The sequence below is a fragment of the Streptomyces sp. NPDC057743 genome, from assembly GCF_042798755.1.
Classification (GTDB): Bacteria; Actinomycetota; Actinomycetes; order Streptomycetales; family Streptomycetaceae; genus Streptomyces.
This window is the reverse complement of record NZ_JBHVJX010000069.1, coordinates 1-19111: the sequence shown is the minus strand read 5'-3', so window position 1 is coordinate 19111 and position 19111 is coordinate 1. Positions and strand designations below refer to the sequence as shown.

The following is a 19111-nucleotide window of genomic DNA, read 5'->3' as shown; positions in this document are numbered from 1 at the left end:
CACCCACTTCACCGCCCCCGGAGGACGCCCGGGGGAAGCATGACGCACCCAGCCAACCAGCTCTACGACGAAATCACCTACATCGCCTACCACTTCCACTGGGGGCATGAGTCTCTCCTCGGCCTCACCCATCATGAGCGCCGCCGCTGGGTGCGCTCCATCGCCGCAGTCCATCACAGCCTCAACCACTACCAGCCCACAAGGAGGTGACCATGCCGGCCCAGCCCCCCGCGCCCGCCCCGGCACCGGCCGGGGTGCTGGCTTCCCACGCCCTTGCCTGCCGTCCCGCCGTGTTTGCGCGGGCCCTGGCCGCATGGGGCCCGGACATCTCGACCACGGCCCGCACCCGGCTCATCCCCCGCGCGGGCCTGGCCTCGTCTCTACGCTCCCTGGACGAGCGGTCCGCTCCCGAGCAACCGCCAGCTATAGCGCTCCCCTTTCACCAGATGCTTCAGCCGGTGCCGGGCCGCTGGCCCTCTCCTACCACGGTCCCCCTGGCAGCGCCTTCCCTCTCGGCAAGCTCCACAGCCCCCACCGCCGCCCCGCCCAACACACCCACAGACCCGAAAAACCCCAACACCCCCACAAACGCCCCCACACCCACAGAACCCAACACCCCCACGCCCAACCACACCCCAACCCCAACAACCCAACCCACACGCCACATCCACACCACCACCCCACCACCCCTCACCTGGCCCACCCCACCCACCACCCGTCATCCCGTGGAACCGATGCACGCCCTCCCCTCGCATGCGCGGCTCCTCACCACCGCACCGCCCGGCGGAGACCCACCGACCACGGGCTATCCCGGGGACGGTGCACCATCCGGCCCACGCCCGAGAAACGCCGTGCCTTCGACCGAAAGCAGGTCTGCCGAGGCACCGCCGCTGCGGTGGCCTTGGCCGGTGGAGCCAGCCAAGGTCACGGAGCCGGACGACTTCGGTGCGCTGATCGAGCAGCACAGTGAGGCGCTGGCCCGTGTGGTTGCACCGTCGGTGCTGCGGCTGCTGTCAGCTGAGGGGGAGACCATCCGCCACCGCACCGGAGCCCGGCCATGACCTCACTGCCCTTCGCCCACAGCGACCTATTCCGTCTTGACGTCGGTATGTACGAGCTGGGCAGCTTCACCAGCTGTAATGGGCTGAGCTGCTCGATGGTGACCGAGACCCGCTCCGAAGGCGGCCTCAATACCAGGGTGCACCAGCTCCCTTCTCACCTGGAGTACGGGAACGTGACCCTCTCCCGCCCGCTCACCCAGCTCACTCCCGCCCTGTGGCTGTGGATCCGCGCCCAGGCCCTACGGCGCGTCCCCATGATGGCCCAGCTTGCCGCCCTCGGCCCCGACCGTCGTCCGCTGGTGTGCTGGACCCTCACCGGGGTCGTGCCCGTCCGCTGGAGCGGGCCCTCCTTCGATACCGCCTCCTCCGGTGCTGCCCTGGAGACGCTGGAGATCGCCCACGACGGATTCGTCGAGGTAGTCGTTCCCCGGTGAAAGGTCACTCCTGCCATGACAGCGCAACATCCCAAGGCGCTACAGCTGGCGACGCTTCCGGTGGGTGTGTGATGCCTCCCGGCGACGCCTCCACACAGCGAACGGGACAAGGCCCACTGCCCTATCGGCCCGGCGGTGGCGCGCCGGCGGAGTTAGCCGAGTTTGCCCTGATCCAACGCTTCTTCCCTGCCCTGTTGAGCTGCCGGTGTGCCGCAATGTCACGTCGCCGCCGATTTTCCTCCTGGAGCTGCTATGCCTGGTGTTCCTCTCGTCGGGACGCTGGCCCGGGCCGTGCTGGTGGTCTACGAACCGCCGGCCGTCTTTGGCCACAGTCCCGTGGCGGTGCTTTCGCGTATCCGCCTGCAATTCAACCCGTCCCAGCTCGCCCTGGGCAAGCAGGCCTCATGGATTCGTAAGGGGACGAGCAGTGCGCTGGAGGCGTCGCGCCCGCAGTACAACGGGCCCGGCCCACGGGCGATGAGTGTGGAGGTGTTCCTCGACTCCAGCCAGGGCAACGTGGAAAAGGACGTGGAAACCCTGCTCTCCTGCTGTTCGCCCACCAAGGAGAGTATCCGCGCCAAGCGGCCCGTCGCCCCGTTGGTGCGGCTGGAATGGGGCACCACCCGCACCACGTCCTTCCTGGCCCTGGTGACGCACGTCCAGGCCACGTACACCCTGTTCGCGTCGGATGCCAGCCCGAAGCGTGCCACCTGCACGGTAAATCTGGAGGAAACCGGCGGGGTGGTGCCGCGGCAGAATCCGACCTCCGGCGGGGATGCAGCGCTGTGCGAACACCGCTTGGTGCAGGGGGAGTCGCTTGCGCTGGTGTCCTGGCAGGCGTACCAGGATCCGACGCTGTGGCGGGCGGTGGCCCGCACCAACGGGGTCGATGACCCCTTGACCGTGCCGCCGGGCCGCGTTCTGATCGTGCCCGCCGTCGAGAATGCGGGGGCGGACCGGTGACGGGGCAGTACGCAGCGGTACTACCGATGATCACCGTAGCCGGCGAAGAGCTGACCGAGCCCTGGGCCACCGACTTCGTAGAGGGCCACATCCACACCGCCGCCGGGCTACCGGCCGAGGCGTACCTGCGCTTCAAGGACGACAAACACCGGATGCCGAAGGCGGCGGGGGTAGTCATCGGCACTCCCGTGACGGTGTCGATCACCGCCGGAGAGCCCGTCCCACGGAAGCTGTTCGACGGGGAGGTGACCGCGCTGGAAGCAACCGTGGACACCCTGGGCATCTGCACAGTCGTGAAGGCGAGGGACCGCGCGCACCGGCTGCAGCGCGGACGCCAGATCGCCTCCTACACCGATCAGACCCTGCGCGAGATCGCAGCCCAGGCCGCGCAGCGGGCAGGACTGCGCCTGGGTACCGTCGAAGGCAGCAAATGGCCCTTGCCGTACGTGGCCCAGCCCAACCTCAGCGACTGGGAACTGCTGCAGTCCCTGGCTGTTCCGCGGGACCTGCTGGTGGAAGTGGAGGGGGAGGTACTGCATCTGCGGCCGTTCGAGAAAGCCGATGGCGCGCCGAAGCCGTCCGAGGGCAGTGCCGGCAGCCCGTATGTGCTGCAACGCGGTACCAACAGCCTGACGTCGCTGACGGCCCGTCTCGACTCCACCGACCAGGTACGCGAAGTGACGGTACGAGGCTGGAACCCCCAAGCTAAGAAGGCCCTGGAGGCCACCGCGGCCGCCACCACCAGCCCACGGGTCAAGCCCGGCACCAGCAACAGCAGCGTCGTCGCAGCCTTCCGCGGCACCCCGGTGCTGCCTGTGCTGCCTGTCACCGACCGGGACCCCGTCGGCGACACCGAGACCCGCGAGACCGCCAGCGCGCTGGCCGGCCAGAAGGCGGCCACCCTGGCCCACATCGAAGCCGAGGGGGCCGGCAACCCCCGCCTGAGCGCCAACACCCCTATCGCCCTGGCGGGAGTGGGCGCGGCCCTCACCGGCAAATACACCCTCACCGCCTGCCGACACGTGTTCGATAGCCTGAAGGGCTACTACACCCGCATCTGGGTCGGCCCCCTACCCCAGTCCCCGGTGCCCCCCACCGCCCCCGCCATGATCGCCCAGGGGCTAGCCACGGCCGTCGTCACCGACTGCAAGGAACTCGCAGGCGGCCAGCACGGCTGGGTACGCCTGAAGCTGCCCTGGCTGTCCGACAACTACGTCACCGACTGGACCCGCACAGTCCAGTACGGCGGCACCCACGGCGGCGGTGTCATCACCCCCGACGTCGACGACGAGGTCCTGATCGGTTTCGAACACGGGCGCCTGGACCGCCCCTACGTCATCGGCAGCCTCTACAACGGCAGCGACCAACCCGGCCCCCACACCGGCCCGCTGATCGACCCCAACACCGGCCACGTCAACCGCCGCTCCCTCGCCTCCCGCGCCGGAGACCGCCTCGAGCTCCTGGACAGCAAAGAACACCAAGGCGCCCTTCTGGCCAGTGGGGACGGGAAAACCAGCATCCGCCTCGACCGCGCCGACACCACCCTGACCCTGGCCAGCGACGGCACCGTCACCGTCAAGGCCGGCAAGGAGCTCCACCTCCAGGCCGGCGAAGACGGCATAACCCTAACCGGCGCAACCATCGCCCTGAACGCCACCAAAAAACTCACCCTCACCACGGGCACGGAAGGCAAGAGCGGGGAACTGGAGATCGCCGGCGCCACCATCAACATCAACGCACAGGAAAAACTCTCCGCAACCGGCGGCACCACATCCACCCTCAACCTCGAAAAAAACAAAGCCACCCTCAACGCGCCCCAGACCAACATCAACTGACCCCCGCCCCGCGCACCAGCAAGGACCAGGGATACGAGCATGGACATCATCGGAGCAGGCTGGGCCTTCCCCACCGCCCTCGACCCAGACGGCACCATCACCCTCGCCAACGGCGAAGACACCATCGAACGCTCCATCCAGCTCATCCTGGCCACCACCCCCGGCGAACGCCCCCTGCGCCCGGAATTCGGCTGCCGCTTAGCCGACCTCGTCTTCGCCCCCCTCAACAGCGACACCGCCGGCCGCATCCACGAGATGGTCACCACCGCCCTGACCCGCTGGGAGCCCCGCATCACCGTCGAAGACGTCCAGGTCTCGGCCGACGACACCCTCCACGGACTCCTCTACATCGACGTGCACTACCGCATCAACACCACCAACAACCCCCGCAACCTCGTCTACCCCTACTACACCATCCCCGTCACCCCATAAGACCGGGAGCCCCGCCATGACCACCCCACCCGCCCTCCCCGAGGCCCCCGAACCCCCTACCCCACCCGCCGTCCCCGACCTAGACACCCTCCGCTTCCAGGACCTGGTCGACACCGCCAAACGCCTCCTACCCACCCGCGCACCCACCTGGAGCGACCACAACGTCTCCGACCCCGGCATCACCCTCATCGAATACGCCGCCCACCTCACCGACCACCTCTCCTACCGCTGCAACACCCTGCCCTCCGAAACTCTGCGCGCCCTACTCACCCTCTACGGGGCCACCCCCGCCATGCCCCTACCCGCCCGCACCCACCTCACCTTCACCGCCAACCCCCTCGGCACCGACCAGGCAAGCATCACCCTCCCCGAAGGCACCCGCGTCACCACCGGAGACACCAACTTCATCACCACCGCACCCGTCACCCTCAAAAACACCACCCTCACCATCGGAACCGGCATCCCCGGCTACAACGGCGACGACGGCCCCGCCCACAAAGCCCAACTCAACACCCCCACCCACGCCTACCTCGCCACCGACGGCAACATCTACATCACCGACCAGAACGACCCACACAACCGCCGTGTCGACGCCATCATCCGCCGCGTCGACACCACCGGAACCATCACCACCCACCGCCAACCCCTCCCACCACCCAGCACCCCCCAACCCCCCATAGACCTGACCCCCACCTACCACCAAGTGATCATCACCTACGCCACCCACCCCGCGCCCGTCCTGGCCATCCAAGCCATCCCCACCGGAGAACCCCGATGACCGAAAAGAAAGAGTTCACATACACGGGCAGCGACCAGACCTGGACCGTCCCCAAACACGTCACCAAAATCACCGCCCGCGTCTGGGCCGCCGGCGGCGGCAAATCCAGCCACCGCGGTGGCAGAGGCGGATACACCGGCGGCATAATCCCCGTCAAACAAGGCGAAACACTCAATCTCTGCGTCGGCGGCAAGGGATTTGACGGTTCCACTGACGGTGGTGGTGGCGGCGGCGGATACTCCTACCTCGCCGTAGGAGGCACCCTCCATTTCGTCAGCGGAGGAGGGGGAGGAGGCTCGTATGTCGGTACCGGTGGCAACGGTGGTGGGGGCGGCGACGGCGGTGGCAGGGGAAGCGGCACCGGAGGAGCCGGAGGACAAGGCGGCATTGGCGGTGGCCGTGGTGGCAACGGTGGCAAGGGCGGCGACAGCTACGTTGGCGGCAGCCGCGGCAGCGATCCCTCCGGCAACTGGGAAGGAGGAGGAGGGGGAGGAGGAGCAGGCTACGCCGGCGGTGACAACCGCCGCGGCAGCGGCAACGGCGGCCAGGGCGGCTACTGCGGCGGCGGCCATGGCGGCGGCGGCACTACTTTCACCATTGACGATCTTGCTATTTGTGGTGGTGGTGGCGGCGGCGGCGGTTACAGCGGTGGTGGTGGCGGCGGCGGCGGTAAATATGATACCCGGTCGGGCAAGCGCACGAAGGGTGGTAGCGGTGGTGGTGGCAGTAGTTTTGTGCGTTCGGGTGTCCAATCGGTCGAGGAAGGCCCCAGGCCTAAGCTGGACACCGGCGAAGAGGCGGGGGCGCCCGGCTCCCATGGGCATATTGTTCTGACCTGGACCCCCAATCCTCCGCCGGAGATCACGCAGCCCACGGAGGGCCGGCAGATCGGGGCGCGGGCTGTGTTCGAAGGCACCGGCGCCAAGGACAAAACCATCGAACTACGCGTCGGCCTCAGCGACGTTGCTTCCGAAATGCGGACGGCCGCCAAAACCACCGTCCGCAGCGACGGCACCTGGACCCTGACCCCCACCGCGAACCTCCGCGACATCACCGACAAAAAGGAACTCCACTACCAGGTCCGCTACGACGACAACAGCGGCGCCAGCAAAACCAGAAAGCACACCACCGCCCCCCTCAAAATCACCACCCCCACCCCCAACCGGCAAATCGGCCCCCGCGAACCCATCACAGGCACCTGGTACCACTCCGACCACCAGTGGATCCGCTTCTCCTCCCGCGTCAAAGGCGGCGCATGGACCTTTCACAACGGGGAGAAGGGCTACGTCCGCGCCCGGGAGAACTGGACCTACACCCCCGCCGTCGACTGGCCCCCCGGCACCACCGAGATCAAAGCCCACCCCTGGCATAAGCAATACGACGCCGAGGAACGCACCGTTGAGACCACCGTCGTCCCGCCGGTGATCACGCAGCCCACGGAGGGCCGGCAGATCGGGGCGCGGGCTGTGTTCGAGGGCACCGGCGCCAAGGACAAAACCATCGAACTACGCGTCGGCCTCAGCGACGTTGCTTCCGAAATGCGGACGGCCGCCAAAACCACCGTCCGCAGCGACGGCACCTGGACCCTGACCCCCACCGCGAACCTCCGCGACATCACCGACAAAAAGGAACTCCACTACCAGGTCCGCTACGACGACAACAGCGGCGCCAGCAAAACCAGAAAGCACACCACCGCCCCCCTCAAAATCACCACCCCCACCCCCAACCGGCAAATCGGCCCCCGCGAACCCATCACAGGCACCTGGTACCACTCCGACCACCAGTTCGTCCGCTTCTCCTCCCGCGTCAAAGGCGGCGCATGGACCTTTCACAACGGGGAGAAGGGCTACGTCCGCGCCCGGGAGAACTGGACCTACACCCCCGCCGTCGACTGGCCCCCCGGCACCACCGAGATCAAAGCCCACCCCTGGCATAAGCAATACGACGCCGAGGAACGCACCGTTGAGACCACCGTCGTCCCACTGGACATCACGCGGCCCACGGAGGGCCGGCAGATCGGGGCGCGGGCTAGGTTCTGGGGCACCGGTGCCAAGGACAAAACCATCGAACTACGCGTCGGCCTCAGCGACGTTGCTTCCGAAATGTGGACGGCCGCCAAAACCACCGTCCGCGGCGACGGCACCTGGATACTGCGCCCCACCGCGAACCTCCGCGACATCACCGACAAAAAGGAACTCCACTTCCAGGTCCGCTACGACGACAACAGCGGCGCCAGCAAAACCAGAAAGCACACCACCGTCCCCCTCAAAATCACCACCCCCACTCCCAACCGGCAAATCGGCCCCCGCGAACACATCACAGGCACCTGGTACCGCCCGGACGACCAGGGGATCTACTTCTCCTCCCGCGCCAAAAACGGCAGTTGGTCCTTTCGCGGGGAAGTCCGCGCCGGGGAGAACTGGACCTACACCCCCGCCGTCGACTGGCCCCCCGGCACCACCGACATCAAAGCCCACCCCAAGTTTGAGGGATACGACGGCGATGAACACATTGTAGAGGTCACCGTTGTCCCGCTGGTGATCACGCAGCCCACGGAGGGCCGGCAGATCGGGGCGCGGGCTGTGTTCAAGGGCACCGGCGCCAAGGGCAAGTTCGTCAAACTCTACGCCGGCACCAGCGACGTTGCTTCCGAAATGGAGCCGGTCAACGCCACCGGCGGCAGGGTCGACGACAAGGGGAACTGGACCCTGACCCCCGACGCGGACCAGCGCATCACCACCGCCACAAACCTCCACTTTCAGGTCCGCTACGACGACAACAGCGGCGCCAGCAAAACCAGAAAGCACACCACCGCCCCCCTCAAAATCACCACCCCCACCCCCAACCGGCAAATCGGCCCCCGCGAACCCATCACAGGCACCTGGTACCACTCCGACCACCAGTGGATCCGCTTCTCCTCCCGCGTCAAAGGCGGCGCATGGACCTTTCACAACGGGGAGAAGGGCTACGTCAGCGCCCGGGAGAACTGGACCTACACCCCCGCCGTCGACTGGCCCCCCGGCACCACCGAGATCAAAGCCCACCCCTGGCATAAGGAATACGACGCCGAGGAACGCACCGTTGAGGCCACCGTCGTCCCGCCGGCCGTCACGCAGCCCAAGGCGGACTGGAGGATCGGGGCGCGGGCTGTGTTCTGGGGCACCGGCGCCAAGGACAAGACCATCGAACTACGCGTCGGCCTCAGCGACGTTGCTTCCGAAATGAAGACGGTTGCCACCACCACCGTCGGCAGCACCGGCACCTGGAGCTGGTCCCCCAAGGAGAACCTCCACGGCATCACCGACACTACAGACCTCCACTTCCAGGTCCGCTACGACGACAACACCGGCACCAGCAAAACCTTCAAGCACACCACCGTCCCCCTCAAGATCACCACCCCCACCTCCGGGAAGCCAATCGCCCGCCGCGAACACATCACAGGCACCTGGCACACCTACCCCATGAGGGAAGTCGAGTTCCGCTACAGATGCGGCAAGGACCAACCCTGGAAGGACCCCGGCAGATGGGTCAGCTGCGACGCCCAGGGGAAATGGAGCTACACCCCCTCCACCGACTGGCCCCCCGGCACCACCGAGATCAAAGCCGAAGCCTTTAGCTTCTCCTACAACCGAGACGAACACATCATTCCCGTCACCGTCGTCCCGCTGGACATCACGGGGTCGGATGGGGTGTGTGGTGGGCTGCCTGTGATTCTCGGCACGGGGACGCCGGACAAGAAGGTGACGCTGTGGTCCAGCGAGACCGGAAAAGACCCCTACAAGCACGTCATCACCACCGAACCGGAAGCCCTCGTCAGCGAGGACGGGAAGTGGTCCCTCACCCCCACACACCCGCTCGCCGCCACCCGCACCATCCTTTACCTTCAGGCCCGCTACACCGACGACACCGACAAGAGCAGTGCTGTGCGGCGCACCGTTGCTCCCCTTACGTTGAATATTGACCCTGAGAAGGGCCTTGCTGGGCGTGAGCGGTTGACGGGGTTGTGGGTCGATGATCGCTCTGCCCGCGTGTCGGTCCGTCGTGAGGGTGGTAGCTGGCTGGACGCGCGGCCGGAGAAGACCCCGAAGGCCGCACGCGGCACGGGAGCATGGACCTACACCCCCAGCGACGACTTCTTCTGGCTCGCCGACGGCAAAGACCACCAGGACGTCCTGCTCAAGCTCACCTCCGACGATGTCACGGTGGACCGGGACATCGTCGAGAAGGCTGTGCGGATCGGCCGCCTGGCCATCCGCAATCCTAAAGAGGACGCGACAATTCCCCAGCGGCACACCTTCAGCGGCGTCGGTCCGCCCCTTCGCGAGGTGGAGTTGAAGAGGCGCAGTGGTGGCGCCCCTGTCGGCAGGACCGTTGTCGATGAGGAAGGTCGTTGGCAGGTCACCCCCACCAGCCCTCTGTCGCCGACCACAAAGCCGGTGCAGTTCATGGTCGGTTCGGACGAGTTGGGCTGGTCCGCCGTGCCGGTCGCGGTGAAAGTCTCCAAGTTCGCCATCTCGCAGCCCCAGAAAGGGACCCAGGTGTGTCCGCGAGAGGTGTTCCGCGGGATGGGGCACCCCAGCAGCACGATCACGTTGTGGCTGGGAGACAACCGCTACGGTGAAACGTCCGTCGATGACGAAGGGGTCTGGGTACTGAAGCCGGAGAGGAATCTGCCGCCCGGCGAATCGACATTCACCGTGCAGGAGAAGCCCGTCCACGGTGCCTCGCACAGCATCCCCGTCGCCTGTACGGTCGTGCCGCTGGAGGTGGACTACCCGGCGCAGCATGCCACGGTCAGTCCCTGGCAGGTGTTCACCGGCAGGGGCCCGGCCGACCATGTGGTGACGCTGTATGCCGGCCCGGACGGGCAGGTCGATAGTGAGACCCCCTACGCGCAGGCGCGTATCGACGACCAGGGGCGGTGGCGCCTGGAAGCAGCCTCGAAGAGAGGTCTGCCGATCGGCCCGGTGACCGTGTTGTTCATGCCGATCGTGAACCGCGAGAAAGAGCCCGAGAAGCACGAACCGGGGCTGGAGCTCCGGTACCGGGTGCGGTTCGTCGGGTCGTACTCGGATGGGCGTCCCGGGCAGGTGGTGCCACTGGGCAGCATCCGGCCAGGGCCGGGAGAAACCCTGCTGGCAGTGACCGGCAGCGCTCAAAAAGAGCGCGGCTACTGGGCTCCGGTGGACACCTTTGCGCAGGCCGGCGAGAGGGACCAGGTCTTTCGGGTGGATCCAGCCGCAGGCCTGATGACGTTCGGCCCAGAGCTCCCCGACCGGGACGGCCCGCGCCAGCACGGCGCCGTACCACACCGGGGCGACCCGTTCACCACCGTGCCCGCCGAAACCGCAGGGGCAGCGGGGAACCTACAGGCCGGATCCCTGACCCACCTACGGGAACCACTGGAAGGCGCAACCGTCCGCGTCCACCAGGCACAGCCGGCAGTCGGCGGACGCGACGCCGAGACCCCCGCCCAGGCCCTGGCCCGCCACGCCGGAGGCTTCGCACTCGGACGGGCGGTGACCGCCGCCGACTACCGCCGACTCCTGGACCGGGCCGGAATCGGAGTAGGCCGCGTGGTGTGTACCGAACCCGGAGATGAGGGGCGCAGCGACAGGGATCTACGGATCACCCTCATCCCCGACCTCTGCGGGCCGGAACCGACAAAGGACAACGTCACACCCACGCCCTCGATGCTGCATGCGGCCTGGGTATGGCTGGAGGCCATCCGGCCGCTGGGAACAGTGCTCACGGTGGGCGGCCCAGCTGTGCGCAGGCTGAAGGTCACTGCCGAGGTGGAGCTGTGGAGCCAGGGGGAGGTCAAGGCGGCGGAAAAGGAGGCTCACGGGAAACTGGTGGCCTACCTGCACCCCTTGACCGGCGGGCCACAGGGAGACGGCTGGCCGCTGGGCACACTGCCACAGCCAGGGGAGCTGTATCCCCTGCTGGAGATGGTGCCCGCGATTCGCGCGGTACACCACCTGGACCTGGAAGTGGCACACCCCGCCGGCGAGAGCAGCGCCAGCAACATCCTTCCCCTGCCGGACCCCGTCACACTCAACCCCAGTGAAACCCCCCTCTACCGCCCCGGAGACACGTGATGGGTACCGAACCAGTGTGGCCACCCCTACCAGCAAAACTATCTACCGACCCCCTACTGACCGCCTTCACCCAAGCTCTGCAAGACGCCGTGGCGCCCTCCCGCCAAGAACTGGATGCGCTGCCGAGGTACCTGAGCGCGGCAAGGGCACCCCAGGCGTGGTTGCAATGGCTGTGTGCGGCGTTCGGGCTGCGGACGGAACCGGACTGGGACACTGCCCGGCTACGAGCCGTGGTGCGGGAGGGGCCGCTGCTGAACGCCACCCGTGGTACGGCGGTCGCGTTATGCCGCGAGGCGCTGCTGGTGCACGGCTGTGTGCTGGGCCTGGCCGACCCGGGGCGAGTGGAGATGTCCTCTGCGCTACGGCCGATGAGTTCCCTGACGCAGGAACGGATACTGCAGGTGTGGGCACGGGCTACCGATGTGCAGGTGCCCACACTGCAACGGCTGGTGGAGGCGCACTGTCCCGCCTGGCTGCCCTACAACCTCGAGTTGACGACCGGCAAGACGCTGCCGGCGCAGGACCTTCCGCTGAAGGATGTGGACGGAGCGCTGGTCGGGCCCGGCGGGGAGGTGTACGTATGGCAGGAGGATCCCGGTACCGACGGTTTCACGGTGTGGTTGGTCGATCCGGTGACCGGCACCGGCGCCTGCCTGGTGGGGGCGGGGCCACAAGCGAATTCGCAGGATGAGGAGGCCGGGGAGGGGAAACCAGGTCCTGAGGCAAGGATCACCTATGTGCGGGGGGGCGCCGTCGACGCCGAGGGGCAGGTGATCCTTGCCACCGGCGAGCGTCTGCGGACGATCGACACCATGGGCATCCTGACCAGCCTGCCCACCCTCGCCTTGAAGCTGAAGTTGCCGCGTGGGGTGGTGGTGCACCCGGACGGGACCCTGTTCGTCGCCGACGGTCAAACCTGTGCCGTCTACGCTCTCGACCCGCGCTCTGGCACCACCCGGACCGTTGCGGGCATACCCGATTCTCCGGGCCACAGCGGGGACCGTGGGCCGGCAGAGAAAGCGCAGCTGAACGCGCCCCATCACCTGGCACTGGATGCGACCGGGCGCATCCTGTACATCGCCGACACGGACAACCACCGAGTGCGTGCAGTGAACCTGCACAGCCGCATCATCAACACAGTGGCCGGTACGGGCACCGCAGGGTTCGACCGGCAAGCCGACAAGGCAGTACAGGCACCACTCAACAAACCCTGGTCAGTAACGGTATCCGCCGACGGGAGCGTGTTCTTCTCCGACCGCGGCAACCATTGCGTACGCAAGGTGACTCCCGACGGCCAACTGCGCACCGTGGCCGGCACCCCCGGCAAGGAAAAAGACGACGGTGACGGCGGACAGGCCACCGACGCATGTTTGAACCGGCCCGCCGGGGTGAGCATCGATGCGGGCCGCAACGTGCTCTATATCGCCGACAGTGGCCGCAGCGGCGAGCCCCACAGCCCGGGCCGGGTCCGCCAGGTGGATCTGACCCGGGGGACCATCACCGCATTTGCCGGCAGCCCCGCCCGTGGGACCACGCACCGCACCCGCCCTACCACGGAGAGCCCTGATGACTGACGCCCCTGCCCTCGACTCCCGTACCGCAGCCGAGATCCGCACAGCCGCCGCCAACACGGTGCGCAAGGCCGCACCCGGCTGGCGCGGCGGCCCGGCCGACCCCGGGGCCGCGGTCCTGGCCTCCGCCGCCGACATGGCCATAGCCCTGGCCGAACAGGTCAACCAGGTGCCCGAGCGGATGCGCCGTCAGGTCCTGCGCGACCTTCAGGTCAGGCCGACGCGGCCGTCAGCGGCCACCACCAGGGTGACCTTCACCGCCGCGGCCCTACCGCAGCAGAGCCTGCGCGTGCCGGCCGGCACCGAGGTGGCCACCGACGCCGCCAGCGCCTGGGGCACGGTGGTGTTCACCACCACCCGCGACGTGACACTCCACCCCACTGCCCTGGTCCAAGCCGGCACCGCCCGCTCCTGGCGGTGGGCCCCACCCCGTCTGGTATGCGACTTCACCCCGTTCGACAGCGAGGAACAAAGCCCCACCGGCCCTTCTCAGGACGGGTTCTGGCTGTTCGTGCTGTCCACCCCCGCGCCCAGTGCCCCACTCACCTTCGACTTCACCGCCCGCCGCGAGCCGGCCTCGCTCGACAGGCAAGGCGCTGGCCCGGTCACCGCTGGGGAGCCACGCGCCGACAGCTGGGTCTGGGAAGCCTGGGAGGGCCGACGCTGGGTGACCTGTCCGATCCGCGACGACACCACCAAAGGCCTGAGCCACGACGGCCAGCTCACCGTCGAGGTGGACCCCCGACACACCCCGGCCACCGTCCAACTAGACCACCGTGGCCAGAGCCCCGAGACCGTCACCGCCGCCGGCCTCCTGCGCTGCCGCCCCGTCAGCGCCACCGGCCACCCAGCCCCTACCCCCGTCGTGACGGGCGGCTTCACCCTGCAGCCGGTGTTGTCCATCACCGCCCCAGCCATCCAGGCCGAGGTGGTCGGTGAAGAGGTCCTGGGGATCAGCAACGGACTGCCGGGACAATCCTTCACCCTTGCCCGCACCCCGCTGATCAGCACCGAGGGCCTGCGCGTGGTCAGCAGCGAAGACTCGGGCCAAGCCACAACCTGGACTGTGGTGGACTCCTTCACCGACCGCGCGCCCACCGACCGCGGTGTCATGGTCGACCCGGTGACCGGCACCATCACCTTCCCCCCACCCGACAGGGCAGACCCCGGCGCATTCCCCCCGGCTGGCGCCACCGTGAGCGTACCCGCCTACCTGACCGGAGGCGGCGCCCGCGGCAACGTCGACACCGGGGCGATCACCCTCGTACGCACCCCCCTCCCGCAGATCGCCACGGTGCGGAACCACACCACCGCATCAGGCGGCGCCGATGCCCAACCTGTGGCCGACGCACTTCTTGCCACCCCACCCGAACTACCCGGCCGGATGCGAGCCTTGACCTGCCAGGAAGTCGCGGTACGCGCGGTGCGCTGCGGCGCGGGCGCCGCCCGCGCCGTCTGTCTGCCGGCCAGCTACGCAGCCAGCATGCGAGCCCTGAAGCCGCTCCTGACATCCCAGCCCCCTACCCCCGCCGAGACAGTACTCACCTTCACCAAAACTGGCGCCCAGCAGCCCCCCACCGTCCCGCGGGGCACCAAGTTCCGCACCACCGGCGCGGAGCTGGAGTTCATCACCACCCAGGACTCCGCCCCCCAGGGGAACAAGTCCCGCGCACACGCCCGCCAGGTGATCCGGCTTACCAAATCAGTCACAGCAAAGCCATCGCCAGACGGAAAGCCCGGCTTCCACACCGAATTCTCCTACAGTGGCTTCACCGGCACTCTGCCCGCACTCAAACTGACCTACAAGGGGGAAGAGGTGCGGTGGCAGCTGGTGGACGACTTCACACGGTCCACCCCGACCGACTGCCACGCGGTCCTCGACCCGGTCACCGGCAGGCTCTTCTTCGGCCCCCTAATCTCCTACGGTCCCGGCACGACGCGCCAGTACGGAGCCATCCCGCCCCAAGGCGCCGTCATCGAGCTCGACGCCTCACCGCAGCAACCCCTGACCCTTACCAAGGGCAGCGCAGGCAACGTCCCCGCCCGCACCATCACCATCACCGACATCGCCCCCCCCGGCATCAAGGTCACCAACGAACAAGCCGCCACCGCAGGCACCGACGGCACCAGCGAAACACCCGACCTCGACCCCGGAGCCCGCCACCAGATCACTCTCCTGGCCCTGCCCGCACCACCGCCCCACCCCACTGACCGCCCCACCTTGCCCTCCACCGAGCAACTCACCACCGCCCTGCGACCAGCCCTGCCACCGAACACTGCCGTGAAGATCGAGTCCTTCGACTTCACCACCCTCGGCATCCGCGCAGCCGTCCACACCGACACCCCCCTCACCGACAACCAGCGCGAGCACCTGGCCCACACCGCCGAGCAAGCCCTCTCCGCCTGGTTCAACCCGCTCACCGGTGGCCGGGACGGCACCGGCTGGCCCCTGGGCCGCACCGTCACCACAGGCGAGACCCGGACGGTACTCAACCGAGTCCCCGGCATCACCCACACCCTCGGCCTCGAACTGTGCGAAGTCAACGACGACGGCACCTGGTCACCCCCCACAGAGCCCGTACGCCTCTCCCCCCTCGGGCTGATCCACTCTGCCCAGCACCACGTAGTGGTACTCCCCGGCACTCCCGGCACCCACCCCGCCCCCCTCGACACCATCGTCCGCGGTACCCGGGCCGACCAATGGGTAGGCATCCGCGCCAACGCCGCCACCGTGTACTCCATCACCAGCCGCCAGGCCCTACCTCCCAACGAGCACCCTCGTGCCCTGACCCAGAAAGTAACCACACCGCCTGCAGAATTCAGGGGATTCGACGCCCTCATCACCCTCCCCGGGAACAGACTGCTGGCCTTCCAGGGCGACAAAACCACCTGCGCAAACCTCGACGAACCCGACAAACCCTGGGCACAACCCGAGCTCATCAGCAAGCGCTACCCCAAGCTGCTTGCCAAATTCCACAAAGACATCAACACGGGATTCGCCGAAGGCAACACTGTCTACCTTTTCCAAGGAGACTCCTACACCCAATTCACTCTCACGACACCACCGACCAACAGCGCAACACCCGACAGCGCTCCCCCCCACAACGAAAAGATCACAAAACTCTACCGTGGCCTACCCACCTACTTCACCCGGCAGCTGGATGCCATCATCGACGGCCAACTGACCGGCGAACAATACCTGATCAGCGGCATCCGCTACGCCCTGATCCGCAACCGGGAATTCATCACCCAGGGCCTCCTGGCCGAAACCTTCCCCGGCCTCTGACGGGGCCCGGAATTATCAGCGTGTGATCCGGAGAGGGGCCGTGGCCCCAGGGCTGTTTCAAAGTCCCAGCGGTAGTGGGGAGGCGCAGGTCACGGTGGTGTGACGCCTACCGGCCGTCCCGTCTCGTACGCAACGAAGCTCTGGTTGGAGCGGGTGACCTACCAAGTCACCCTGTCGAACCGGAGCTTCGATGTGCCGTCAGTCTGCCAGCGTCTGTCTGATCAAGTCGCCCTCGCGCCAGCACCGCGCCCTTGCGGAACTGCCGCACCGGCTGGCCACGCTGGCTGATCCGCGGCATCGGCGGGGAAGCGTCACCCATTGGTGAGCGTGCTGCTGATCGCCTACTCGGCCGTACTGGCCGGAGCCCGCTCATTCGCCGCGACCGGGCAGTGGTCGCGCAACGCCCCACAGGACACCCTCGCCCGCCTCGGCGCCCGCACGACGACCGTGTTCAGCGCCCGGATCGCGCCGAGCACCGCGACCATCCGCCGTGCCCTGAACGCCGTCTGTCCCGGCGGACTCGCCGACCTGCTGGGCGCCGATCCGCCCGGAGCGCTCACCCTGGCCGTCGACGGCAAGAGCGCCCGCGGCTCACGCACCGCCACCAGCACGGCCCCCCATCTGCTGGCTGCGATGACCGGGACCGGACAGACTGTCAGCCAGTTGCGGGTGCCGGACAAGACCAACGAGATCACCTGTTTCGCCGCCCTGCTGGAGCCGTACGACCTGGCCGGCGTGACGGGGACCGCCGACGCCCCGCACACCCAACGCGAACACGCCCGGTTCCTCGTGGAGGACAAGAAGGCTCACTACCTGCTGCTGGTCAAGGCCAACCAGCCCGGAAGGTTCCGACAGTTGAGGTCGCTGCCCTGGACGCAGGCCACCACTCGGCGCTACGACCGCGAAACGGGGCACGGCCACAAGGAGACGCGGACCACCAGGGCGCTGACCGTCACCGATCTCAGGCTGGACTTCCCCATGCGGTGCAGGCCGCGAAGATCCTGCGCCACCGCACCGACCTACACTCGGCCAAGGTGACACGGCAGACCGTCTACGCATCACCGACCTCACCGCCCGCCAGACATCACCCCAGCGACTCGGGGAACTGGCCCGCTCGCAGTGGGTGATCGAGAACCGACTGCACTTCGTCCATGACACCACGTTCACCGAGGACGCCTCCAAGATCCGCACCGGCCACGGCCCCGACAACATGGCCACGCTCCCCAGCTTCGCGATCAACCAACTACGAGCGGCAGGCCACCCGAATATCGCTGCCGGGCTCCGCGAGATGTCCTACACGCCCTTCCACCACCCGCTGGACCCCCTCGACCTGGCCTGACCAGCAACGATCCAAGACCGTCAGACTTTGCAATAGCCCTGACCGTGGCCCTGACTGCTGCTCTCCCCACCTTCTGTGACACCGTGGCCCCCCCCGCGACACTGCGGCCCGAAACGCCCCGATCTGTCTTGTTATCCTAAGAGGGCACGACAAGAGACTGCGGAATAGTCAAATCCTGTGGGATCGTGAGGCAGTTCAGACCGCGTGAGCTTCGCACGTTCGACGAGTTCGCCTCGTTCAAAGCGGGCCCCCGCTCGGACGAGAGCGACGAGGCGGAGTGCGTTCACGGCACGCCAGCGGACCTGGGCGGACTCGACGAGCTTGAAGACCACCACCAGCCGGCAGCCCGAGAGCCAGCACCCTTGGTGACCTTGACCCACAGACAGACGATGGCGAAGGTCAACTCGATGGGGTCGGCGATCCGCAGGTGGACCCAGTGCTCGGCCGGCAAGTCGTAGAACGCCAGCAGCTCGTCCTCGCCATCGACGATCATCTTGACAACCTTGGGGAACCTTGCCCCGTACTGCTTGGCGAACGCCTTGACCGCGGCGGCCGCATGCTCCTTGTCCACGGCGTTGTAGATGACCTGGATGACCTTCGCCACAGGCTGGACCAACTTCGAGAGGCTGCCACGACAGTTGGCCGTATCGTGACCCCAGCATCTTTGGCGCCGAGTAATTCGAGGAAGACCTCGTTCAACACGCTCCACAAGCCGAGGGCTCCATCGCCAACAGCGAGGACGGGAGCGCATACCACGCCGCCGGCAGCCCCCTCTCGCCCAGGACTGCGAGGACCCGCGGTAGCCGCCGGCCAACGCGATCAGTTCCTTGGTACCGTCCACCCGCACGCCCATGACGACCAGGACCGCCCCCTTCGCCTCCTCCAGACGTATCTGCAGGTGAATGCCACTGGCCCACACATAGACGTAGTCCCCCACGGACAGGTCGCGCTCACTGAACGTCATGTCGTCGGCCTCCCACTGGGTGGTCAGCCGGGTGATGGTGGCCGGCGACAAGCCAGCCGAAGAACTGCTCGAGCGCAGACACGAAATCCCCGCTGGACAACCCGTGGAGGTAGAGGAGAGGCAGCACCTCGCAGATCTTCGGGGATGTGCGGCACCACGGCGACACGATCGCCGAGGAGAACCGCCTGCGCTCGCCCGTTGCCTCGTCCACGCGCTTGCCGTTCACGCGTGGAACCTTCACCCTCCCTCGACCGGTCGCGTCCAGTTTGTGGTGTAAAGGCGCTCACGAACGGGTTTCGTGGGGTTGATGTTATGCGGCCTTGGTGGGGGACACGCGGGCCGGGGTG

At 67.5% G+C, this 19111-nt stretch carries 14 protein-coding genes; 12 read left to right on the top strand and 2 right to left on the bottom strand.

The annotated features are described in order from the left end of the window. Positions 1-39: 39 nt before the first annotated feature. The 12 genes from ACFVFQ_RS37375 (at position 40) to ACFVFQ_RS37320 (ending at position 17800) form a co-directional block, all read left to right on the top strand. Positions 40-210: a DUF6760 family protein gene (locus tag ACFVFQ_RS37375; RefSeq protein ID WP_383425015.1), complete on the top strand. Its 171-nt coding sequence runs from the start codon at positions 40-42 to the stop codon at positions 208-210. Between the two features lie 698 nt (positions 211-908). Beyond that, positions 909-1061 (top strand): hypothetical protein, encoded by a 153-nt coding sequence (locus tag ACFVFQ_RS37370; protein WP_383425013.1) that lies wholly within the window; start codon positions 909-911, stop codon positions 1059-1061. Next, positions 1058-1495, top strand: coding sequence for a phage tail protein (locus ACFVFQ_RS37365; protein ID WP_383425012.1), 438 nt, complete (start codon positions 1058-1060; stop codon positions 1493-1495). The genes ACFVFQ_RS37370 and ACFVFQ_RS37365 overlap by 4 nt, the downstream gene beginning before the upstream one ends. Before the next feature lie 291 nt (positions 1496-1786). Beyond that, positions 1787-2458, top strand: coding sequence for a peptidase M23 (locus tag ACFVFQ_RS37360; protein ID WP_383425011.1), 672 nt, complete (start codon positions 1787-1789; stop codon positions 2456-2458). 26 nt (positions 2459-2484) lie between these two features. Beyond that, the gene (locus tag ACFVFQ_RS37355) at positions 2485-4293 is read left to right on the top strand and encodes a VgrG-related protein (RefSeq protein ID WP_383425009.1); all 1809 of its coding nucleotides are present in this window, start codon (positions 2485-2487) and stop codon (positions 4291-4293) included. Positions 4294-4332: 39 nt separating this feature from the next. Beyond that, the gene (locus ACFVFQ_RS37350) at positions 4333-4725 is read left to right on the top strand and encodes a GPW/gp25 family protein (protein WP_383425007.1); all 393 of its coding nucleotides are present in this window, start codon (positions 4333-4335) and stop codon (positions 4723-4725) included. A gap of 16 nt (positions 4726-4741) precedes the next feature. Further along, positions 4742-5503, top strand: a complete 762-nt coding sequence (locus ACFVFQ_RS37345) for a hypothetical protein (RefSeq protein ID WP_383425005.1) — start codon at positions 4742-4744, stop codon at positions 5501-5503. Next, a complete protein-coding gene (locus ACFVFQ_RS37340) occupies positions 5500-11604 on the top strand; it encodes a baseplate J/gp47 family protein (RefSeq protein WP_383425003.1) in 6105 nt (2034 codons plus the stop codon). Before ACFVFQ_RS37345 ends, ACFVFQ_RS37340 begins: the two co-directional genes overlap by 4 nt. Further along, the gene (locus ACFVFQ_RS37335; RefSeq protein WP_383425001.1) at positions 11604-13178 is read left to right on the top strand and encodes a phage tail protein; all 1575 of its coding nucleotides are present in this window, start codon (positions 11604-11606) and stop codon (positions 13176-13178) included. Before ACFVFQ_RS37340 ends, ACFVFQ_RS37335 begins: the two co-directional genes overlap by 1 nt. Beyond that, complete coding sequence (locus ACFVFQ_RS37330) at positions 13171-16461, top strand: putative baseplate assembly protein (RefSeq protein WP_383424999.1); 3291 nt, start codon at positions 13171-13173, stop codon at positions 16459-16461. Before ACFVFQ_RS37335 ends, ACFVFQ_RS37330 begins: the two co-directional genes overlap by 8 nt. Before the next feature lie 321 nt (positions 16462-16782). Continuing rightward, the gene (locus ACFVFQ_RS37325; protein ID WP_383424997.1) at positions 16783-17499 is read left to right on the top strand and encodes an ISAs1 family transposase; all 717 of its coding nucleotides are present in this window, start codon (positions 16783-16785) and stop codon (positions 17497-17499) included. 85 nt (positions 17500-17584) lie between these two features. Beyond that, entirely contained in the window at positions 17585-17800 is a 216-nt protein-coding gene (locus ACFVFQ_RS37320) for a hypothetical protein (RefSeq protein ID WP_383424995.1), read from the top strand. 283 nt (positions 17801-18083) lie between these two features. Here ACFVFQ_RS37320 and ACFVFQ_RS37315 read toward each other — a convergent pair whose 3' ends face one another. After that, a complete protein-coding gene (locus ACFVFQ_RS37315) occupies positions 18084-18764 on the bottom strand; it encodes a transposase (protein ID WP_383424993.1) in 681 nt (226 codons plus the stop codon). Next, complete coding sequence (locus ACFVFQ_RS37310; RefSeq protein ID WP_383424991.1) at positions 18751-18990, bottom strand: hypothetical protein; 240 nt, start codon at positions 18988-18990, stop codon at positions 18751-18753. Before ACFVFQ_RS37310 ends, ACFVFQ_RS37315 begins: the two co-directional genes overlap by 14 nt. Positions 18991-19111: the final 121 nt, after the last annotated feature.